This window comes from Tenggerimyces flavus, from assembly GCF_016907715.1.
GTDB classification, from domain to species: domain Bacteria; phylum Actinomycetota; class Actinomycetes; order Propionibacteriales; family Actinopolymorphaceae; genus Tenggerimyces; species Tenggerimyces flavus.
On the sequence record NZ_JAFBCM010000001.1, the window covers coordinates 1,858,656 to 1,879,897 of the forward strand.

General features: G+C 68.8%; 18 protein-coding genes. 9 read left to right on the forward strand and 9 right to left on the reverse strand.

Annotated features, from left to right (window positions below):
• Positions 1 to 45 precede the first annotated feature (45 nt).
• Together JOD67_RS08610 and JOD67_RS08615 are read right to left on the reverse strand one after the other, a co-directional pair.
• Positions 46 to 642, reverse strand: coding sequence for an alpha-L-fucosidase (locus JOD67_RS08610; RefSeq protein ID WP_275577369.1), 597 nt, complete (start codon positions 640 to 642; stop codon positions 46 to 48).
• 60 nt (positions 643 to 702) lie between these two features.
• Positions 703 to 1,476, reverse strand: coding sequence for an alpha-L-fucosidase (locus JOD67_RS08615; protein ID WP_205116866.1), 774 nt, complete (start codon positions 1,474 to 1,476; stop codon positions 703 to 705).
• A gap of 159 nt (positions 1,477 to 1,635) precedes the next feature.
• Here JOD67_RS08615 and JOD67_RS08620 point away from each other — a divergent pair, with 159 nt between their 5' ends.
• From JOD67_RS08620 to JOD67_RS08635, 4 genes are all read left to right on the forward strand, one after another.
• Positions 1,636 to 2,139: a flavin reductase family protein gene (locus tag JOD67_RS08620; RefSeq protein ID WP_205116867.1), complete on the forward strand. Its 504-nt coding sequence runs from the start codon at positions 1,636 to 1,638 to the stop codon at positions 2,137 to 2,139.
• A gap of 147 nt (positions 2,140 to 2,286) precedes the next feature.
• A complete protein-coding gene (locus JOD67_RS08625; RefSeq protein ID WP_205116868.1) occupies positions 2,287 to 4,788 on the forward strand; it encodes an alpha/beta fold hydrolase in 2,502 nt (833 codons plus the stop codon).
• Complete coding sequence (locus JOD67_RS08630; RefSeq protein ID WP_205116869.1) at positions 4,785 to 5,597, forward strand: ABC transporter permease; 813 nt, start codon at positions 4,785 to 4,787, stop codon at positions 5,595 to 5,597. The genes JOD67_RS08625 and JOD67_RS08630 overlap by 4 nt, the downstream gene beginning before the upstream one ends.
• A 172-nt stretch (positions 5,598 to 5,769) precedes the next feature.
• Positions 5,770 to 7,197, forward strand: a complete 1,428-nt coding sequence (locus JOD67_RS08635) for a dihydrolipoyl dehydrogenase family protein (protein ID WP_205116870.1) — start codon at positions 5,770 to 5,772, stop codon at positions 7,195 to 7,197.
• Positions 7,198 to 7,199: 2 nt separating this feature from the next.
• Here the strand turns inward: JOD67_RS08635 and JOD67_RS08640 are convergent, their stop codons facing one another.
• Positions 7,200 to 9,920, reverse strand: a complete 2,721-nt coding sequence (locus JOD67_RS08640) for a DEAD/DEAH box helicase family protein (RefSeq protein WP_307782320.1) — start codon at positions 9,918 to 9,920, stop codon at positions 7,200 to 7,202.
• Positions 9,921 to 10,001: 81 nt separating this feature from the next.
• On the opposite strand from JOD67_RS08640, the gene JOD67_RS08645 reads away from it, so the two are divergent.
• Both JOD67_RS08645 and JOD67_RS08650 read left to right on the forward strand, forming a co-directional pair.
• Positions 10,002 to 11,171, forward strand: a complete 1,170-nt coding sequence (locus JOD67_RS08645) for an ROK family transcriptional regulator (RefSeq protein ID WP_205116871.1) — start codon at positions 10,002 to 10,004, stop codon at positions 11,169 to 11,171.
• Positions 11,168 to 12,346 carry an SGNH/GDSL hydrolase family protein gene (locus tag JOD67_RS08650; RefSeq protein WP_205116872.1) on the forward strand — a complete coding sequence of 393 codons (1,179 nt, stop codon included), beginning with the start codon at positions 11,168 to 11,170 and terminating at the stop codon, positions 12,344 to 12,346. The genes JOD67_RS08645 and JOD67_RS08650 overlap by 4 nt, the downstream gene beginning before the upstream one ends.
• Positions 12,347 to 12,559: 213 nt before the next feature.
• Here JOD67_RS08650 and JOD67_RS08655 read toward each other — a convergent pair whose 3' ends face one another.
• Together JOD67_RS08655 and JOD67_RS08660 are read right to left on the reverse strand one after the other, a co-directional pair.
• The gene (locus tag JOD67_RS08655) at positions 12,560 to 13,504 is read right to left on the reverse strand and encodes a phosphotransferase family protein (RefSeq protein ID WP_205116873.1); all 945 of its coding nucleotides are present in this window, start codon (positions 13,502 to 13,504) and stop codon (positions 12,560 to 12,562) included.
• Between the two features lie 89 nt (positions 13,505 to 13,593).
• Complete coding sequence (locus JOD67_RS08660; RefSeq protein WP_205116874.1) at positions 13,594 to 15,066, reverse strand: alpha/beta hydrolase; 1,473 nt, start codon at positions 15,064 to 15,066, stop codon at positions 13,594 to 13,596.
• 86 nt (positions 15,067 to 15,152) lie between these two features.
• Between JOD67_RS08660 and JOD67_RS08665 the strand changes: the two genes are divergently transcribed.
• Positions 15,153 to 15,353 (forward strand): hypothetical protein, encoded by a 201-nt coding sequence (locus tag JOD67_RS08665; RefSeq protein WP_205116876.1) that lies wholly within the window; start codon positions 15,153 to 15,155, stop codon positions 15,351 to 15,353.
• 20 nt (positions 15,354 to 15,373) lie between these two features.
• Here JOD67_RS08665 and tgmC read toward each other — a convergent pair whose 3' ends face one another.
• From tgmC to JOD67_RS08680, 3 genes are read right to left on the reverse strand one after another with little or no spacing between them, the layout of a single operon-like run.
• Positions 15,374 to 16,558, reverse strand: coding sequence for an ATP-grasp peptide maturase system methyltransferase (gene tgmC / locus JOD67_RS08670; protein ID WP_205116879.1), 1,185 nt, complete (start codon positions 16,556 to 16,558; stop codon positions 15,374 to 15,376).
• On the reverse strand, positions 16,555 to 17,529 hold the full coding sequence (gene tgmB, locus JOD67_RS08675; protein ID WP_205116881.1) for an ATP-grasp ribosomal peptide maturase: 975 nt from the start codon (positions 17,527 to 17,529) through the stop codon (positions 16,555 to 16,557). Before tgmB ends, tgmC begins: the two co-directional genes overlap by 4 nt.
• Entirely contained in the window at positions 17,526 to 17,747 is a 222-nt protein-coding gene (locus tag JOD67_RS08680) for a hypothetical protein (RefSeq protein ID WP_205116883.1), read from the reverse strand. The genes tgmB and JOD67_RS08680 overlap by 4 nt, the downstream gene beginning before the upstream one ends.
• A gap of 741 nt (positions 17,748 to 18,488) precedes the next feature.
• Between JOD67_RS08680 and JOD67_RS08685 the strand changes: the two genes are divergently transcribed.
• Both JOD67_RS08685 and JOD67_RS08690 read left to right on the forward strand, forming a co-directional pair.
• Complete coding sequence (locus JOD67_RS08685; protein ID WP_239553773.1) at positions 18,489 to 19,448, forward strand: hypothetical protein; 960 nt, start codon at positions 18,489 to 18,491, stop codon at positions 19,446 to 19,448.
• Positions 19,445 to 20,020, forward strand: a complete 576-nt coding sequence (locus tag JOD67_RS08690; RefSeq protein WP_205116886.1) for an HD domain-containing protein — start codon at positions 19,445 to 19,447, stop codon at positions 20,018 to 20,020. The genes JOD67_RS08685 and JOD67_RS08690 overlap by 4 nt, the downstream gene beginning before the upstream one ends.
• A gap of 142 nt (positions 20,021 to 20,162) precedes the next feature.
• Here the strand turns inward: JOD67_RS08690 and JOD67_RS08695 are convergent, their stop codons facing one another.
• On the reverse strand, positions 20,163 to 21,206 hold the full coding sequence (locus JOD67_RS08695; RefSeq protein ID WP_205116887.1) for an aminoglycoside phosphotransferase family protein: 1,044 nt from the start codon (positions 21,204 to 21,206) through the stop codon (positions 20,163 to 20,165).
• Positions 21,207 to 21,242 lie beyond the last annotated feature (36 nt).

Genomic DNA, 21,242 nt, shown 5'->3' on the forward strand with positions numbered 1-21,242 from the left:
AGGCCTGTGGATGGGGATTCCCCGAACGCCGGGTCCCGCCGCGAGCTACGCGGTCGGATCCGTCACGGCCGACGCCGGAGAGAGCCTCAGGCTAAGCGCGTACTGGTCGTTCCTCCTTCCAGGCAAGGAGATCCGCGTACCCTGTGGCGAGCTCTCCCAGCGCAGCGTGCCGTCGCCGCCGAGCAGCTCGACCTTGGCGTGGTCGGCGAGCTTGACGTCGAGATCGACCGTGTTGCCCTGCGGCGCACCGAGCACGATCGCGTTCACGGCGTCCTTGCTTCTGGTGTAGCGGACGTCGTGTCCGTCGGTGGTAAGGCCCTTGGCGCGCTTCCAGTACGTGGTGCCGTAGATCGCCCGGCCGTTGTCCTCCAGCCACGTGCCAAGGTCGCGGAGCCGGCGTTCTTGCTCGCGCGGGAGGTGGCCGGAGCCCGTGGGACCCACGTTCAGCAGCAGGTTGCCGCCCTGCGAGACGACGTCCACGAGCAGGTGGACGAGCTGCTCGCTGGTGAGGAGCTCGCGTCGGTCTCCAGCCGGTTGTAGCCGAACGACGTGCCGATGCGCCGGCTTCCTTCCAGGGTTGGAAGCCGTAGTCGCTCCACAGACTTTGACTGAAACCCTCGAGCCACCTGTCGGCGTCGCCAGGCCGGTGCCGGACGCTCACCGCGCTCTCCGTCTGGCGTGGCTTCCGCCGGTGATCCTTATTTAGAGGACGCTTGGCTGATAGCGGTCGATCAGCTCCTGCCAATGCTTGCCTGTGTAGTCGAGGTCGACGCTGACCAGCGCCGCGGCGAACGACTCGTTGTCGACGATCGGAAGACCGCCGAACGTCCAGTCCATCCCTGTGCTGTAGTACGTGCCGAACCGCATGCCCTTGCGCCGGACCGCCGTGGCGAACTCGCCGAGGACGTCGCGCTTGGCCTGCCAGTTTCGCTTGTGTGGGTTGGGGTTCTTGCTCGGCCAGAGCAGGAACCCGTCCTCGGTCTTCGTGGTGACCACGACGTACTTCGCGCCCGACTTGGCGAACAGGTCCGCCCACGGGCGCGGATTCCAACCGGCGAGCGAACGGTCGCGGAACTGCGCCACGAAGTCGTCGTAGCTCGTGCCGGGGTAGCGCTCGCGGTGGAAGCGCGCGGTCTCGCTGCCGGGAACGTTCATCGTGTTCTGGTACATCTCCGCGTACGGCAACAGCCGCCACTGCTGTTCCTGGCGCCACTTCGGCGCGTCGGGGCTGAGCGCGGCGTCGAGGTCGGCAGTGTGGACCGGCGCGTACGCGGGGATGGCCGCCGCGTTCCAGTGCACGAAGATGCCGAACTTGTCCTGGTCGAACCACGCCGGCGGCGCGTTCGCGCTCTTCGTGGCGGCATGTGCCTGGCTCTGCCCGGCGAGCGCGAGGCCGACCGTTCCGGCAGCTGTCGCACGCAGGAACGTGCGGCGGCTGGAGCCCTGACTGGCGGGCTGGTCCTGGGTGTGGAACATGGTCTCCCCCGTTTCATCGCGTCCTTGCTTGCTGATGAGGGACGCTACTGACGGCGAGGGCTGGCGGACATCGGCCAGACGGAGTGGTGCCACCCAACGAACGTCGGGTCCTTCGGTCTTGGGGTACCACCGAAAGTCAGTGGTGGAAGGATGATCGGCATGACGATCCACGGCGACCACCCCTTTTTGCCGCCGGAGTCGGAACGATCGGCGGTACGGCGGTTCCGCGGCCGGCTGGCGTCGCCGGTGGCGCTGTGGACGTCGGAGTCGGCGGGCCTGCCGGTGACCTCGATGCTGGTGGCGGACGGCCAGCCGGCGTTGGCGATCGGCCTGGTGGACGAGGACTCGCTGCTGTGGGCGGCGATCCAGCGGACGTCCACGTTCGCGATCTCTCTGCTGTCGTGGTCGCATCGCGGCCTGGCGGAGGCGTTCGCGGAGACCATGCCCGCGCCCGGTGGGCCGTTCCGGCTGACGGAGTGGAACGCGACGGAGTGGGGCCTGGTGCCGTCGGGAGTCACCAGCTGGGCCGGCTGCCGGCTGCTGGACTCGCGCAGCTCAGGCTGGGCGATCGAGATCCGCGCGACGCTGGAGCACGTCGAGGTCGGTGACGATCCCGCCCCGTTGCTCCACCAGCGGGGCCGCTACCTCACGCTCCCGGAGTAGCAGCCGAGTCTTTCGGGAGGGGCGTTCTGGCGCGAGAGGTCCTTCCAGAGCGCCCGTCCCGCGAGAGAGCGTAGATCATCTGGGCGTTCGATGAGGCGCCAACGCGCCCGAGTCGTTGCGGTGGCAACCGGCACGTACGGTGATCACATGGCCGTACGACTCCGCCGCCGGCACGGGTTGATCGCCGCCGGACTGGCGGTGCTGCTCATCGCTGGCGTCGCGTTCTGGGTCGCGACCCGTCCCGCCGGCTTCCGTACCGAGGACCGGATGTTCACGGTCCAGACCGGTCCTGCCGGCGACGAGCAGGTACGGCTCGACACGCGGCTGTTCGTCCCCGACGCGGCGACCAGCAGCGCCAAGGCTCCCGCGGTCCTGCTCGCGCACGGCTTCGGCGGCACCAAGGACAGCGTCCGCGACGACGCCGAGGACCTCGCCGGCCGTGGGTACGTCGTTCTGACCTGGACCGCCCAGGGCTTCGGCCGCTCCACCGGCACCATCCACCTGAACAGCCCGGACTACGAGGTCACCGACGCGCGCCGGCTGCTGGACTGGCTCGCGACCCGGCCCGAGGTCCAGCTCGACCAGGCGGACGATCCACGCGTCGGCGTCGCCGGCGGCTCGTACGGTGGCGGCCTCGCGCTGCTGCTGGCCGGGTACGACCAGCGCGTCGACGCGATCGTCCCGCAGATCACCTGGAACGACCTCGACCGTGCGCTCTTCCCCGGCGGCGTGTTCAAGCGCGCCTGGGCCGGCAGCCTGTTCACGGCCGGCCTCGCCCCGGGACCGGGCGCGACGCCGCAGTGTGGACGGTTCGCGCCGGACGTCTGCCGTACGTACCTCCAGTCCGCCGCCACCGGTCGCTCGGACGCGCGGACCAAGGCGCTGCTGACCAGGTCCAGCCCGCAGACCGTGCTCGACCGGATCAAGGCGCCGACGCTGCTCGTCCAGGGCCTCGCCGACTCGCTGTTCCCGCTCGACGAAGCCGACGCGAACGCCCGCGGCATCGCCGCGACGGGCACGCCTGTCCAGGTCGCGTGGTTCTCCGGCGGCCACGACGGCGGCCAGGGCTCGACCGCCGACCAGGACCGGCTGAAGTACCTCACGATCACCTGGTTCGACCACTACCTCAAGGGCATAGGCAACGCCTCCACTGACTTCACGTTCAGCCGCGTGAACGGCTATGACTACAGGACGAACTCGGTCCGGACCACCGCGCTCAGCTCTGCTCGCTACCCCGGGCTCGAAGGCAACACCGAGCCTCGGTCCCTCCAGCTCAAGGGCCGCCCCAGCCCCATCGCGAACCCGCCCAACGGCGTGCCCGCGCCCCTCACCAACCTCCCCAGCCTCGGCGCGTTCGCTCAAGCGACCGAAGCGGCGGGAGCCCTCTCCGACATCCCCGGCCAGTTCGTCCGGTACGAGTCCCGAACGCTAGACGAGGCCACCGACATAGCCGGGGCGGCGACCGTCCAGCTGCTCGCCGCCAGCCCGACGACGGAGGCCGTCCTCTTCGTCAAGCTCTACGACGTCGGCTCCAACGGCAACCAGACGTTGCTCGGCGGCCAGGTCGCGCCGATCCGGCTCACGAACCTGCCGACAAGCCTCGACCAGGCGAAGCCCGTCACCGTCGAGCTGCCCGGCGTCGTGCACCGCTGGTCGGCCGGCCACCGGATCCGGGTGACGATCGCGACCGCCGACCAGGCGTACGCCAGCCCGCCCGCACCCACGACGTACGTCGTCGGCCTGGCCGAGGCCAGGCTCACGCTGCCCCAGGTGACCGCGAGCCCGATCGCGACGGCCAGCGCGATTTGGCCGTGGATCCTCGCCGCGGTGCTCCTCGCGATCGCGCTCGGCGTCGCCCTCGCCTGGCTGGTCGCGCGGACCCGCACCCGCCGCCGTACGACGACAACCGAAGCAGACGCCACCGACAAGCCGCTCGTCATCCGCGGGCTGGCCAAGACGTACACCGACGGGTTCCAGGCGTTGAAGGGCATCGACTTCGAGGTCGGCCGCGGCCAGGTCGTCGGCCTGCTCGGCCCGAACGGTGCGGGCAAGACCACCTGCCTGCGGATCCTGCTCGGCCTCATCCGCCCGACCGCGGGCGATGTGCTGATCTTCGGCACTCCCCTCACGCCGAGCTCCGACGTCCTCAACCGGCTCGGCGCGCTCGTCGAAGGTCCCGGCTTCCTCCCGCACCTGACCGGCCGCAAGAACCTCGAGCTGTACTGGCGCGCCACCGGCCGCCCCAAGGCAGAGGCCCGGATGGACGAGGTGCTCGAGATCGCCGCGCTCGGCAGCGCGCTGGAACGGAAGGTGAAGACGTACAGCCACGGCATGAAGCAACGCCTCGCCGTCGCGCAGGCCATGCTCGGCCTGCCCGAGCTGCTCGTCCTCGACGAGCCGACCGACGGGCTCGATCCGCCGCAGATCGCGGAGATGCGGCGGGTGCTCAAGGGGTACGCGGCGAACGGGCGCGCGGTCCTCGTCTCCAGCCACCTGCTCGCCGAGGTCGAGCAGGCCTGCACGCACGTCGTGGTCCTGGACCGCGGCCGGCGGGTGGCCGCGGGCTCGGTCGGGGAGATCGTCGGGACGAGCAACGGACAGCGGCTCGAGGACGTCTTCCTCAGCCTGATCGGGGGAGACGCCCGATGAGCACGTACACGCTCGGCACGGAGATCCGTCGGCAATGGAGCCGGCAACGTACGCGCTGGGCGCTCGGCTTCATGGTCCTGCTGCCGATCATCGTGCTGGTCGCGTTCCAGCTCGGCCCGGACGACGACAGCGGCGACGGGCCTGGCTTCATCTCGATGGCGACCAGCGGGGCCGCGAACTTCACGATCTTCACCGTGCTTGTGTCGCAGGCGTTCCTGCTCATCGTCGTCGCCGCGCTGTTCTCCGGTGACGCGGTCGCGAGCGAGGCGAGCTGGGGCAGCCTCCGTTACCTGCTGGCGATCCCGGTCGGGCGAGGGCGGCTGCTCGCGGTGAAGTACGTGGTCAGCCTGCTGTCGACCGGTGTCGCGATCGCGCTGCTGACCGGAACGAGCCTGCTCATCGGGGTGTTCGCGTACGGCTGGCATCCGCTGCAGACGCCGATCGGCGACGACATCTCGGCGAACGAGGCGCTGGTCCGGCTCGCCGCGATGCTCGGCTACCTCGCGGTCAGCCTGCTCGTCGTATCCAGCCTGGCGTTCCTGCTGAGCGTCAGCACCGACGCCCCGCTCGGCGCGGTCGGCGGCGCGGTGATGATCGTGATCGTCTCCAGCATCCTCGACCAGATCAGCGCGCTCGGCGTTCTGCGCAACCTGCTCCCGACGCACTTCACCGATGCCTGGCAGGGGTTGTTCAGCGATCCTGTGCAGCTGGACGACCTGGTGAAAGGGTGCGTTTCGGCCGCGATCTACGCCTCACTCTTCGCAGCAGTCGCGTGGGTCCGCTTCCTGCGCAAGGACGTCACGAGCTAGCCCGTTCGCCAGAGGTCGGCGGCCGTCGTTGCTTTGTCGACCCCCATCGCGCCAACGGCGCCATGGCTCATCGGGATGGTGGCCAGCGACGGAGCGCCGTTGGTGCTCCACGTCGACAAGGCGACGACCTGCTGGCCGCCGCACCGGGGCGAACCAGACTAGCCTTGCACCTATGACTGAGCAGACGTACGACGTCGTCGTCATCGGTGGCGGCCCTCCCGGAGAGAACGCCGCGGGCCGCGTCGCCTCGCACGGACTCTCAGCGGCGCTGGTCGAGTCGGAGCTGCTGGGCGGTGAGTGCTCGTTCTGGGCCTGCATGCCGAGCAAGGCGCTGCTGCGTTCCGGCGAGGCGTTGCGGGCCGCCAAGGCCGTGGCCGGCTCGGCCGCCGCGGTCACCGGCGACCTCGACGTCGCCGCGGTGCTGAAGCGGCGCGACTCGTTCGCCGCGAACTGGGACGACACCGGCCAGGTCGAGTGGGCCGAGGGCGCGAAGATCACGGTCGTCCGCGGTCGCGCGCGGCTCGACGGCTCGCTCCGCGTCGTAGTCAGCAAGGAAGGCGCCGAGGACCAGGTGCTGCTCGCCACGCACGCGGTGGTGCTGGCGGTCGGTTCGGACTCGGCGTTCCCGCCGATCGACGGGCTGCGCGAGGCCCGCCCGTGGACGAACCGTGAGGCGACGAGCGCGAAGGCGGCGCCGGAGCGCCTTGCCGTCCTCGGTGGCGGGCCGGTCGGCTGCGAGCTCGCGCAGGCGTGGAACGACCTCGGCTCCGAGGTGACGTTGATCGTCAACGGGGAGCGGCTGCTGCCGCGGCTCGAGCCGTTCGCCGGTGAGTACGTCAAGGAGGCGTTGACGTCGTACGGCATCGACGTTCGGACGTCGGCCAACGTGAAGTCCGCGCGCCGCGACGGCGACGGTCCGACCACGTTGACGTTCGAGGACGGCTCGGAGCTCGAGGCCGACGCGGTGCTGGTGGCGACCGGTCGTTCGCCGCGGACGAACGACCTCGGCCTGGCGACCGCCGGGTTGAAGGACGGCGACTGGGTCGACATCGACGACAGCTGCCGCGTGAAGGGCGTCGAGGGCGGCTGGCTGTACGCGGTCGGCGACGTCAACCACCGCGCACTGCTCACGCATATGGGCAAGTACCAGGCCCGGATCTGCGGCGACGCGATCACCGCGCGCTCCAAGGGTGACCACGCGATGCCGGTGAAGTGGTCGCCGTACGCCGCGACCGCCAACAACGGCTACGTCCCCGCGGTCGTCTTCACCGACCCGCAGGTGGCGTCGGTCGGGCTGACCGAGGCGGAGGCCGAGGACAAGGGCATGAGCGTCCGTGCGGTCGAGTACGAAGTGGGCAACACCGCCGGCGGCAGCCTGCACGCCGACGGCTACAAAGGCCTGGCGAAGATGGTCGTGGACCAGGAACGCCTGGTGATCGTGGGCTTCACCATTGTCGCGCCCGACGCTGGTGACCACCTCCATGCCGCGACGATCGCCGTGGTGGGCGAGGTCCCGTTGGACCGCCTCTGGCACGCCGTGCCGTCGTTCCCGACGGTCAGTGAGGTCTGGTTGCGGTTGCTCGAGACGTACGGGATGTAGCGCTACTCCCAGCTGAGGCGCATCGCGGTGGTGGCCTGCATCGGGTCGCTGCCGCGGTGGGCGGCGAGGACGCCTTCGCCTTCGGGGCTGCCAGTGTAGAGCGGTGTGCCGGCGCTGACCCAGTGCGTCCAGGCTGCGGCGAACGCCCTTACCCGCTTGGCGTTCTGGCCGAGGGCGGTGGGTACGGCGTGCCAGACCACGGCGGTCGGGCGGAGCCGTCCGACCATCGACGACGCCCCCGCACGCAGGCGGTCGGCGAGCCCGTCCACGGTATCGAGGACGTAGCGCGGGACGACGTACCGCGGTGACGTCATCGGCGAGAGCACCTCGTCCAGCGCGACCGCGAACTCCCTCGAAGCCTCGGCCGGGACGTCGTGCATCGCGATGCGGTACTCGCCGGTCTCGTCCACCTTCACAGCGACCGCACTGGCCCCGGCTGGCGTCAGTCCGGCAGCGTGCAGTCCGTCGGCGACCGCGTACGCCAGTCGCATCGGGTCGACGGGACGTGCGGCGTCCGCCACTACTCGGCCCCGGCGTTCGACGGCGTACGCACCGACGCCCAACAGACCCAAGGCAGCAACGGCCGCGACCGCCGGAAGCCCGAACACCGTTACCAGCAACGCCAAAGCGAGCACCGCCGCGACGGGCACGACCCAGCGGGGAGTCCGGGCCGCGACCCCGGCAACGGTCGGCACCGACGCCGGTGGCTGGGCCGGCACGACCGCCGGCCGCGCAGTAGGCGTACGGATCCGCAACGTGTGCACCGGCCGGTCGTCGTACGGCTCGCCGACCCGCCACAACGCCCGCACCACCGAACGAGCCTCCGCCCTCGCCAGCATCGAAGCGTTCACCGCGTCGAACGAAGCGACCTTCGGCGGAGCGAACGGCGAGAACGCGTCGTCGACATGCGCCACCCCGTCGACGATCTCCCCGGTCTCGTCGATCCCGAAGTAGCCGTTGTGCTTGCGGACAAACCGATCCCAGTCCGCCGCACCCTTCGGATGGTCCTCGGTCACGCAGACGACGGTCCACGTGATCGCCACCTTGTCCAGCCACCCGGGATCGGTGCGCAGCGCCCGACCGCGGGTCTGCACGACCGCTGTCGGTGTGGTCGCGGTCGTGAGGTCGACCAGGCCGCTGACGCCGCGCGCGTCCCAGCCCTCGCCGAGCAGCCCACGAGTGCCGACCAGCACCCGGCAGAAGCCCGCCTCGAAGAACGCGGTCACCAAGGGCACCCAGGTCCGCGACGTCCAGCGCCCGGTCAGCTCGACGATCCCGTCGGCATCCGGCGTGCCGACCTCGAGCTCGACGTCGGCGTACCGCGCGAACGCCGTCGCCGTCTCCGCGCCGGCCGCGACGGTCCGGCCGGTGACCAGCATGGGTGCGAGCGAACGGGTCCGCGGGTCGGCGAGCAGTCCCGCGAGAACGAGCCGCGCCGACCCCGCCTCCGCGGCGAGGACCCCGCGCAACGTGGCGGGCAACGTCGCGGCCGCACGCTCGTGGTCGCACAGGATCAGCATCCGCAGCCGGTCGCCGAGCGAACGAGCCTCCGCTGCCGTGATCTCGACACACGCCGCCGACTTCGAAGCACTCCGCGCCAGCACCCGATCCACCGGCGAACGGCCGGACCGAACGCCCCGCCGGGTCAGCGAGTACCCGACGCTCGGCAGCGCCCGCCGCAGCTCGTCCAGCACGGCATCGTCGGAGCCCACGCACCGACGCACCCAGTCGTCCAGCAGACAGACCCAGTCGTCCGCGGTCGGCGGGTGCCGGTGCTCCTCGCGCAACCGCGCGTCCGGCGGCAGCGCCAACAGCCCCGCGTAGTGCAGCCGCAGCGCGGCGGCAGTCAGCAAGGGCTCGTCACGTTCCAGCCGGTGCCACGGAATCGGTGGCGAGCGATGGACGAACCGCACATCGAGCCAGCTCAGGAAGCTCGTCGAGCCGAACGACGGATCCAGCAGATCGGTGACGAGTTCGGCGAACCGTTCCGCCTGAGCCGTCAGCCAGTCGGCCTCCGTCGGCGTCGGCGTGGTCAGCCAGGCCAGCTCCGCGAACGGTGCGAGGTGCCCCTCCCGTACGACCGACGGGATCGACGTCCCGTACACCGCCGACCCGAACAGCTCGTCCACGAGCAGCGCCTGGTCCCGCGTCAACGACCGCGGCGGCGTCGCGGTGAGGCCGAGGACGTGCGCATGCGGAACGAGCTCCAACAGCTCCGCGACCAGCCGTCCCCACACCTCCAGCAGGTGATGGCACTCGTCGAGCACGATCGTCAGCGGCGACGTGGCGCGCAGCACCTCGACGAGCGCGCGGCCGTTCGGGTGCAATCGCCCCATCAGAGGCGAGCCCGAGTGCCCCTCCTCGTCGACCTCCTCGTCGGCGTCGAACGTGGCCAGCGCCTGGTACATCAGCGCCGTCACCGGAGCGTCCAACGTGCGGGAGATCCCGGCCGGCACGGTCGCGGGAGTGAACGCCGACCACTGCCGTACCCATTGCGACTGGATCGCGGTGTTCGGCCCGAACACGACGGCCTGAGCGCCGAGCCGCCGGATGGTCTCCAGCCCGACCAGCGTCTTGCCGGTCCCCGGAGGCAGCACGACCCACGCGCGGCGGCGGTCACCGTCGACCATCAACCGGTCGATTTCGGAGAGGGCTCGGGCCTGGTGAACGCGAAGCGGGTAGGGCGCGGCCGTCATCGCGTAGGCTGCCGCCAGGTCCCGCACCCGGGCATCCTGCCACGGGCTGAGCGACCCCCCGCCGCGAAGTTCCTTGACGGCGTGAACTAACCCTTCTAAGGTCACGGCGTGTCGACCGAAGCGCCGCGACGGGTGCCGGGGAGTGGTCCCGCTGCCGTCCGGGTGTTCACGACCGTCCTCACCGACGGTCCCGTCTCCCGCGTCGACGTCGCCCGACTGACCGGTCTGTCGCCTGCCGCCGTCACCAAAGCGGTCCGTCCGCTGCTCGACGCCGGCTACCTCGTCGAGGGTGAGCTGGAGGACCGGCCCGCCAGTGTCGGACGGCCGGCCAACCCACTCGAGGTCGACGCCGACCGCGAGTTCTTCGTCGGGATCAAGGCCACCGCCGACGAGCTCGTCGGCGTCGTCACCGACCTGCGGGCCGTCGTTCGCCGGGCCAAGCACGTACGGCTCCGCGACCACGATGTCGACCATGTCGTGGACGCGATCGCCAAGCTCACCAAGGACCTGCTGAGCACCGACCGCGCCTTCCAGCGACGCACCACCGGCCTCGGCCTCGCGATCGCCGGCGACGTCGACCACCACGCGGGCGTCGCGCGCTACTCGCCGTTCCTGGACTGGCAGAACGTCCCGATCGCGAGGCTCGTCCGCAAGGCGACCGGCCTGGAGACGTTCGTCGAGAACGACGTCAAGGCGCTCACCCGGGCCGAGCAGTGGTTCGGCCACGGCGTCGGCTCGCACTCGTTCGCGCTCGTCACGATCGGCGCCGGCATCGGCTGCGGCCTCGTCGCCGACGGCCAGCTGGTCGAGGGCGCGCACGACGTCGCGGGCGAGCTCGGCCACGTCACCGTCGACCTGAACGGCGCGGAGTGCATGTGCGGCGGCCGCGGCTGCGTCGAGACCGTCGCGTCCGAACGGGCGATCGTCGAGCACCTCAGGTCCGCCACCGGCGAGCCCGAACTCACCCTCACCGCCGCCCTCGCCCGAGCCCGCACCGGCGACGCCGCGACCCAACGGGTGTTCCGCGAGGCCGGCCGCGCGATCGGTGTCGCCCTCGCCACCGTCGCCAACCTGGTCGGCCCGGAGCGCATCGTCGTGTCCGGCGAGGGCCTGCCGACCTACGAGCTCGTCGAGGAGCAGATCCGCGAGGAGTTCGGACGGCAGGCGTACGGGGCCGCCCGCTGTGATGTAATCACCCGCGAGATGCCGTTCGAGGAATGGGCCCGCGGCGCCGCCGCGGTAGCCATCGGGCAATTGCTGGCAGCGGAGCGCTTATGAAGAAGATGCTCGTCGTCCTGCTCGTTCTCGGGTGTGGGTTGGTCGGTACGCCCGCCAATGCGTCCACCAGCGCCTGGACGGCGAGCTGGGGGACCGCGCCGACCCAGCAGTGGGACGCGCAGCCCCAGACGACCGTCCGCAACGTCGTGCATCTCAGCGTGGGCGGCAATGTCGTCCGCGTACGGCTCTCGAACCTGTTCGGCAAGGCACCGCTCGTCGTCGACCGCGCCACCGTCGCGGTCTCGGCGAACGGCACCGCCGATATCGTCGCCGGCACTCTGCGCACGCTGCGCGTCCACGGCAAGGCGCGGTTGACGATCCCCGCGGGCAAGGAGGTCGTCAGCGACCCGGTGCCGTTGCGCGTGGGCGACGAGGCCACCCTGCTCGTGTCCACGTACGTCGCGGACGCGCCCGGTGAGGGCACGATCCACCCGTTCGCCGCGCAGCGCTCGTTCGTCGCCACGGGTGACCACGCGGGCGATGCGACCGGCGGCGCGTTCGGCGCGACGACCGACTTCTGGTGGTACGTGACCGCGGTCGACGTGCTCGGTCCCCGGGTCCGCGGCGCTGTCGTCGCGTTCGGCGACTCGATCACCGACGGCGTCGGCTCTTCCTGGGACGTCAACCGTCGTTACCCCGACGTCCTCGCCCGGCGTTTGCTCGCGGCGGGCAAGCGGATGGGCGTCGCGAACGAGGGCATCGGCGGCAACAAGGTGCTGAAGGACCCGCTGCCCGGCCAGGAGTGGCAGGGACCGGGCGCGCTGACCAGGTTCGACCGCGACGCGCTCGGCCGCGCCGGCGTACACACGGTCATCCTGCTCGAGGGCGTCAACGACCTCATCAACGCACCCGCCACCGACCCCGCCGCGCTGATCGCCGCGTACGGAGAGCTCAAGAGCCGCGCCCACGCCAAGGGCGTCAAGCTGATCTGCGCGACTGTCCTTCCCTACAAGGGATTCGGGGCCTGGACGCCGCAGGCCGAGACCGCCCGCCAGGCCGTCAATGCGGCCGTCCGCGCGGGTGCCTGCGACGACCTGGTCGACTTCGACGCTGTCATGCGCGACCCCGCCGACCCGGAGCAGGTCAACCCGGCCTACGTCCAAGGGGACAAGCTGCACCCGAACGACGCCGGCTACGTCCTGATGGCCAACGCGATCGACCTCGCCGACCTGTAGGGCGTGTCTCTCAAATATCGCCGGGCGCGCGACACCCCATGGTCGCCTTACCCGGCCAGTGCCCCCTCTACCTGGTGTCCACCCCACGTAAAGTGGCTAATGATCATGTAAACATGATCGTTGGCCCCAAGGCGGGCGGGGGCCGGGCGAACCCCACGCCGGACGAGAGATCGGGGCTAGAGGCGGAAGGGACGACCAGCAGGGAACCCGCGGTTATCCGAGGCGCCGTAGCGCTGTCTCGACAGCGACCTCGACCCGGGAAGTCATGCCGGGCCCATCGACGGGCCGGCGCCCAGCGACCTGTTCACCGATCCACTTCGGCGCGTTGTCGTCATAGTGCAGCAGGGCATACAGATCCCACCACGGATCGAGAGTCACCCCGGCGATCGACTCATAGAGCGACCGAAGCTGCTCCGCCCATTCGGGCGAGTAGAGCGCCGCCAAGTATCGCCGACATTGCCCGACGTCGATCGCGCGCGACCCCCGATGGACGCCGAGCCAGTCGGTCAGGCCAGTGATCCTCCCGCGCGACCACAGCAGGTTGACCGGCAGGAAATCGCCGTGCAGAAAGACGGCACTGTCCTTGGGCGGCGGCGCGGCCATGGCACCGAACGCCGCCTTCCACACGGCCGGCTTCTGTGCGCCGACCGGCACCTGACGGCCGTCGAGCGGAGCGATCCAGGAATCCGTCCAAGGTCTGAACAGCTTCGCGGGGAGATCGAGGGAATGTAGCAAGACAGCAAGCTCCGCGATCCTCGTCAGCCATGATCGAGGCTCCGCCGGATCGAGGTGAACATGCCCGGGCAAACGTGTCATCAGCAACGATGGCGCGCCGCCCGTCGAAGCACCGGCGGCGTCAGTAGCCAGGATGCCCGGAACCGGGAGTCCGCTTCCCGCCACCAGACCAAGGTTGGCGATCTCCCTCTCCAAAGCTCCCTGCAGGCCAAGCCCGCCCGGGTACTGACGCAGGACGACGAACGTTCGCCTTCCACGTCGCTCGACAGTCACCCGATGCATCGCGGAGGAGACACCACCGGTCAATCGGCGATGGCCAACGACGCGACTGCCCCGACCCATCGAAGCCGCAACCCAGGCGAGAGTCTCCACGGAAGGCCGACGCTGCCTGAACCCGCCATCCCTCCAGTCACCATCGGTCATGAGCGCGAGGCTATTCGTCAGAGGGCCCGCGGCGATAAGGGATTTCTCACCCGCCAGAGGAAGTGACCCGATGTCTCAGACGCAGGCCACTAGAAGGGCTTGCGGGAGTCCACGCAGACGGTGCCCTTCGCGGGCAACGTGCCGTCGTTGAGGTAGGCGGCCATCGCGCCGAGCATGCACGGGTTGAACGCGCCCAGGGTGGTGTGCCCGGTCGAGCGGAACGTGAGCAGCCGGGCGTTGCCGAGGTCGGCGGTGAGTTGTTCGGCCATCCGGTACGGCGTCGCGGGGTCGTACGTGACGCCGGTGACGAGGATCGGCGCGGCGCTCTTGGGGTTGCGGATCTTGCCGCGGAACGCGTTCTTGTCCTCGACGGGCCACAGTGCCGGACCGATGTCGTCGTAGCCCATCGCCCACCAGAAGTTGCGGAACATCGCGTAGTTCTGCTTCCCGCGTTCGACGTGGTCGGAGATCCGGCGGGAGGTCTGCTGGTCGACGTTCAGCACGGCGCTGCCGGAGTCGCCGGTCAGTGACTGGAACGCGTCGCTCCGGAACGCGATCATCGGAGCAGGATCGCCGGCGTCCGCCGCGACCAGTGCCTTGGCGAGGCCGGGCCAGTCCCGCTGGCTGTACAGGGCGCCCGAGGCGGCGAGCCGTACTTCGTCACCCGTCACCGGAGCCGGGTGCTCAGGATCGTTGGTGGGAAGGGGATTCTTGTCGAGCTTCGCCGTCAGCGCGTCGAACGCCGCCTCGGGATCGGCACCGCCGAAGCCACACTTCGGGCCGGCCGCGGCGCACGCCGTGAAGAAGCGGTCGAGGAGTTCCTCGAACGAGGCGCCCTGCTGCTGTTGGTAATCGGCCGGCCGGTCGTAGTACGCCTGCACGTCGATCGCGCTGTCGAGGAACATCGCCCGCGCTCGGCCGGGGAACATCGACGCGTACGTCGCGCCGAGCACGGTCCCGTACGACTGCCCCACGTAGGTGAGATTCTGGTCGCCGACCGCCACGCGCAGCAGGTCGAGGTCGCGCGCGACGTTCGCCGTGCTCACGTGGGGGAGCAGCAGCTTGTTGTTCCGCAGGCACTTCTCCCCACGCTGCCGTGCCTCTGCGACGAGCGTCGGCACGTTCGCGGTCTCGGGACGGGTGAACACGATCGGACCGGTGTCCTCGTCGTGGCAGTCGATCGCCGGCCGGCTCGCGCCGACGCCGCGCGGGTCGAAGCCGACCCAGTCGAACCTGCTCAGCAGCTGGAACGCGGGCGGCGGTGCCGTTCGTACGAAGTCCACGCCCGAGCCGCCCGGCCCACCAGGGTTGAGGAACAGGGTCCCGATCCGGTGCTCCTGGTCGACCGCCTGGCGACGGATCAGCGCCAGCTCGATCTTCGTTCCGTGTGGCTTGCGGTAGTCGAGCGGGACCTTGGCGGTGGCGCACTCGAAGCCGCCCTCGCACGCCGTCCAGCCGAGCTTCGGCACCGGCGGAGCGGAGGCCGATGAGGCGGCAGCGGCGGTGGTCAGGGAGAACGTCAGGGCGACGATGACGGGGACGACGAGGCGGCGAAGCGACATGCCTCCTGTGTAGGCGCGTGCCCAGGCGCATGCATGGGTGACGACTGCCTATATCTGGATTGCCGCGGTGAGGCAGGCTTGAACACGTGCGGGTCAACCTGCTCGGGCCGCTCGACGTCCGAGACGACGCCGGCGAGCCGATCGAGGTCGCCGGCGTCCCGCCGCTCGCCACGATCACCGACCGCGCCCGTGCAGCACTCGGCCCCGAGGCGTACGAGGCCGCGTACGCCCGCGGCACCGCCCTCACCCGCGAGCAGGCCCTCGCCCGCGTTCAGGACTACCTCTGACCTGGGAGGCCGGGGCCCGCCTATCTCTTGGCGTCGAACGAGGTCCAGGTGTTGGGGCCTTGAGCGGTGTGGAGGTGGACGGTCTGTGTGCCTTCGGCGTCGACAGAGAGCGAGAACTGGCTGGGCTCTGGTTCGCGATGTCGAACCCAGCGGGCGTGGGTGTCTTCAGCGACCGCCCACAGGTCTTGCGGCCCGCCGTACTCGACGTTGATTCGGGAACCGGTGTCGGTGACCTGCGTCCACGAACCATCCAGGTGGTGGCCCAAGTAGATCCCCGCGCCCCCTTCGGTCGTGATGCTGAAGGCCGACACGTCGGGTAGTGCCAGGCCTATGGCGAACCTCGCCGCGTCGCTGTCCAGGTCGAGTGGCCGAAGGCCGCTGCGTCTCCGAGTCGTTGTCTGGGCGGCGCGTCCACGTAGCTGTGCGAACGCCGGGCTCGCGTGCGACCGCATCGGCATGAACGAAGCGGCGTCGCGCAGAAACGAGCCCGATGCGCTACCTCGACCGTCAGGAACGAGAAGAACGAGCGCATAGCCATGCAGACTGGTCTCGATGGTGGTCAGAATCCTGCCGCCGATCGCGGTCTGTGCGATCCACTCCGACGGGATATGACGGACAGCGCAGGTAGCGATGATGCGGTCGAAAGGGGCGTTGGCCGACCAGCCGTTGGCGCCGTCGCCAGCGATCACAGTTGGCTGGAGCCCGAGAACGTTGAGTCTTCCGCGGGCCGTCTCGACGATTGCGGGGTCGACGTCGATGGTCGTGACGTTCTTGTCGCCGACGCGATGGCATAGGAGCGCGGCGTTGTAGCCCGTGCCTGTGCCGATCTCCAATGTGCGCATGCCATCGTCCAATTCAAGGGCTTCGAGCATGCGGAGCATGAGACCTGGCGCGGTCGAGGAAGAGGTGGGAACACCGTGCGTCGCGCCGGGATCTCCATCGAATTGAGTCACGAGGGGCTCGTTCGAGTACACGACACCGATCCATTCCGGATCGCTGGTCGTCACTAGCACGAGCTCGCCCGTTTCAGAGTGAGGCATGAAGAAACGTGGCAAGAATGCGTCACGTGGCGTGGCGAGTAGGGCCTGCCGCCACGCCTGCGACCGTAGATCTCCGGACTCGATGAGAAGGTCGGCCAATTCTGTGCGAAGGCGCTGCCGGGCTGGATCTCGGCCGACGTTCACGCTGTTGTGGTCCTCGTTCACAACTGAGCTCCGACGAGTAGGTCGGCGATCGCGGCGGCGATCGGCAGGCCAGTTCGTTGTTGCATCCAGATCCACTGGCCGGACGGGTTGCATTCGAACATCACCCACTCACCCTTCCTGGTTACCGCGAAGTCGAAGGCGCCAAAGTTCAGTCCGAAGTGTTTCATCCAGGCCAGAACGCCAAGTCGTACCTCGTCGGGCACCCCGGTTGTGCCGTACTCGAGAGCGTCGTAGTCAGTCCGCCAGTCCACGTGCGCCTGCCGGCTCCGAGCGTGGATCGTGCCGGCGAACATGCGCTCGCCGACGACTGTGAGTCGAACTTCGTGATCCTTCTGTATCCACTCCTGAAACAGGTGGGCGGTAAGGCGTACCGAGTCGTCGATCTCCACGGGGTCGATCAGCTGTGTCGGTACCCCGTTACGTGCGCCGTTGTCGTGCTGGAGCTGCCCACCGTGCAACGACTTGCACACCACCTGGCCACCGATATCCCTGGCGAACTCGCGAGCATGTCGAGGGTCGTTCGTTATGAGCGTGCGCGGGATTCGCAGCCCGTAGGCGGCAGCGATGGGCAACTGGCAGGGCTTCTCCGCGGCCTTCATATCGACGTCTGGTCGGTTCACCCACACTGCAGGCAGAGCGTAGAGAACGCCAAGCAATCCGGCCACGGCCTCGCCCCGAGCCCAGCTGCGGTAGGGCTCGTCCACGTGATCGGCGATCGCTGGCGGTTCGGGCCGCCGGTAGTAGACGGCCCGGACCTGTTCCAGGTCAGCAGCTCGGCACGCTCCCTCTATGACACCGCACCAGCGCTCCTCGAGCCGCGCCCGTAACGTGAGATGCTGCGGGAAGGTGGAGAGGTCGAATCGCATGACCGGCGCCTGCCGAGAGTTCAGCTCGTGGACGACCAGATCGGCAGTCGGATCGAGTTCTTCGGCGAGAACCAGGATTGTGCCGCGGTCGAGCTTCGTTGTCATACGACTCGGTACGGGTCGCTGGTGTCGTCGTTCTTGCTGTCGTAGTTGGTATTCGTACAGGTTGCCGGCATCTCGCTGGACAGGCACCACAGTTGGCCCCCAGCGACGACGTTCACCTGCTGGTTCGGGTCGTAGGTCACCGATCCCGCCTCGATGTCGATGATGTGCGGTGAACGCTCCGCGCGGGCTCCGAACGGTACGGTCTGCTGGTCGGTCATGGCGTTTCTCCTCTGCTCGATTGATCTCTAGGCTTGTCGAGGTGTGACTACGGTCGTAGCTGAGCCGCTAGGCATCTGGCGTAGGTCCGCCCCAAGTTCGACGAGAGTCAGTGGCCGGGGAACGATCGCCGTTCCGACCCGGGCCATTCGTGCCGATCCCCACGAGACCTCGATCTCGCTCATGGTCCACATGCCAAAGTTGTGGACGAGGTAGGCGGTTCTGTCGTCGACCGCGTCAAGATGGATGAGCAACGCTCGTAGGCGCATGCCATGCCCGGTTCCATCAATGGTCTCCCTCCGACTGTGCCTTGGCCGTGTCCGGGACCGATCGCGTCTACGGCACCTACTTCGGCGACGGACGTTGCATCGCTACCGCCAGTGAGATGCTGTTGCGCCGTCGAGTGCGCGGCTAGAATTCGCCCTTCACGGTGGTTGTCGACCAAAGACCAATGCCGGTCAGCGGCACCAGCAGGCGTGCCGCGCAACTTCCGCAGTTCTACGGGGAGTTCCATGACACAGGACGATAAAGGCGCGGCTCGTGAGTCGGGAGTGACCAGCAGTCCACGCTTGCGGGCAGCGAAGACCCTGTCGCAAGCCTCAGCGGACCGTGCGGGTACTCCCGGTACCCCCACACGGAGGCGACCGCCATCGATCGGCGACGGGGTCATCGCCGGTCACGTGTTGCGGATCGCACGAGAGACTGTGCGTGCCACCCGTGAACAGTTCGCTGAGCAGCTCGGTGTGGACATCGAAACCGTCAAGGCATGGGAAACCGGGCGTCGCCCGCTAGTGAACGCTTCTGGCAAAGTCATTCGGCATGTGCGACTTCACCTTCGTCGAAGTGGTGTTGCGCCCCGGCTCATAGGACTCCTCGAACCTGCGATGGAGGCGGATCTGTTCTACGAGCAAGTTGTGGCGGGCGAGGATCCCAGGTGTTGGGTTCTTGCGAATGTGGTCGGGTGGCGCGAGTTGTTCGAGTTGATCTTCTGGCCGATCACGGGACGAGCGCCGGCAGCGATTCGAAACCTCGCGGACGTGACGTCTCTGCAGCCCCTGCGTCCGGGCGAGCTGTCGATCTTCTTCGACCACCTGCAGAGAGGTGCCGATAGACCGCTGACCGGACCGCTTCTGCGCAGGCAGGCGTACTTCTTGTCGGGCGTCGATCGGAGATCCGACAGCAAGAGCTGGCTCGCGAGCGTGGAACGCGACGGGCTTGTCTCCGGAGCCGGGAAGGAATGGCCAGGCGGCTGGGCAACGTTGCGTAGCTTGGCCGTTGCGAGAGCGTGTCAAGGCGACCCGGGACTTCTCCAGTCATTCATCTCGCGTCACCTGGCCGACGACGACTTGGCCGAGACAGCAAGCATCGTGTACTGGGCGTACTGGCTCGAACCACCGGAGGGGGGTGCGGAGTCGGACACTTTCATGTCGACCACTCATCCTGATCAGGTTCCACTCGGGAAGCTGCTGAGACATCTCGCCGCCCAGCTGTCCGAATCCCAGCCGTTCGTTGACCTGAGTGTGCATTCAACCGATGCATTGATTCGTCGCTACCCTCGCCTTCTGCTGAGCGATCGAGAAGCCGCGGCCGGCCTGGCCAACACGGCAGCTAGTCTCTTGGACGGTGGAACTGGCTACGCACCCACCCGGAGAGCGCTGGACAGGATCCACTACACCGCCAAGTTTGCGAGGGAGTCGGTGTGAACGACGCAGCACCTGTTTGTCGGTTCCTGTACGAGGTGGGGTACCTGAAGCGGTCTCCGCGTGTCGGCTGGGAAGTCGGTGGCGTGGCTGGCCGGATCGAGTCCGTCGCGGAGCACTCCTTCCGGACGGCGATTCTGGCCCACCTGATCGCTACGGCCGAGGGTGGGAATCCCGACCGAGCCGCGACTCTGGGGCTGTATCACGACGTACCTGAGACACGGATCGGGGACATCCCATATGTGGGCCGGCGGTACTTGACCGCCGCTGAACCGGAAACGATCGTCAAGGATCAGACCAGCAGCATGCCCGAGACGATCTCGGCGCCGATTCGGGCGGCGATAGCCGAGTTCGAGGCGGGGGAGACGATCGAAGCGGTCTGCGCGCGCGATGCCGACAAGCTGGAGTGCCTGCTCCAAGCACGCGAGTACCAGATTGCCGGAGCAACGGACATCGACGCCTGGATCGAGTCATCCAAGCGAGCAGTGAGGACACAGACAGGGCGTCGCTTGGCCGAAGAGGCGCTGGTCACACACCCCGGTGACTGGTGGAGGGCTGCGCAAGGCTCGCGCTAGCGGCGGGAACAGCGAAGCAGGTGTCCCGGTCGCTGTGCGTGGACTGTCAGTCACGTTCTCGCACCACCACGCAGAGCTCGGGCGAGGCCGAGCAACTTGGCCATGCATTCCGGGGAGTTCCCGTGCGAGTCGCGTCCTCTAGTCAGGTCAGCTCGGGTAGCTCCTGGGGCAGGGGCCTGAGCGCGGGCCACCGGGCGAGCATGTTGGCGCGCATGCTCGCGGCGAGTCGTCCGAGCGTTGTCAGTTCCTCGCGGTCCGCACTCATCTCACCGAGGATTCCGAGGCGGTGCACCAGCCTCTCCCTGGCCGTCGCGGTACCCCACTCCCAGTCCTGCTTCGGCAGCCTGGCCAGGTGATCCACAGTGCCACGGTGGGCTCGCTGGACGAGCGCGTCACCTCGCAGCAGCCAGCCGGCGCAGGCGTCGGTGAGGTCGCCGAGAACGTCGGTGCCCGTGGCCTGGTGCCAGGCTGTTCGGTAGGCGGTCTCCGCCGCGTCGAGCAGGGCCTGGGTCGGGCTGGTGGAGCACCAGCATGTCGGAAAGCCGATGCGCAGGTACGCGACTTCGGCCAGTCCGTTACCGAGCGCGGCCTGTTCGAAGTCGATGAACCTGACACCACTGCTGGTGTGCAGGGCGTTGTCGGGGCAGGGATCGCCATGCAGGAGGGCATGGCCAGGTGTGCGGCTGAGTCGGTCGAGCACGTCGTCCAGCTCGGCCCGCACCCTGGAGGTCACGGCGACATCGAGCTGCTGAGCGAGCCCGAGGAAGCTTTGGACGTCGTCGTCGGTGGGGCCGGACCAGGCAGGTAGGACGGATGAGGATGTGTCGTCGGCGGTGGTAGCGGCATGCAGCCTCGCCAGGGCCGTCGCGTACGCGACGGCCCAGTCTGCGGGCGGTTCCTGCTGATCCACGTATTCGAGGACGAGCATCCGTTCGCGCGGATCCGCTCCGAGCAACCTGGGTGCGACCGGTGGATACACCCTCGCTGAAAGTCTCAGCGCGGCCACCTCGCGCGCATACCGGTCGTCCGCCTCCGCGCCGTCGACGAGCTGCTTGACCACGACCGACACACCGGCCAGCTCCGCCCGCCACACCCGTGACCGCGGGCTGCTGCTCACCCTCTTCGCCCGGCGCGGCCGCCCCAGTTCGGACCGCAGCTCCTCCCCGAACCGAAGTCTCGACCACATGGCTTCATCGTTTCATCCGGCGCTCGCCGGCGTTTC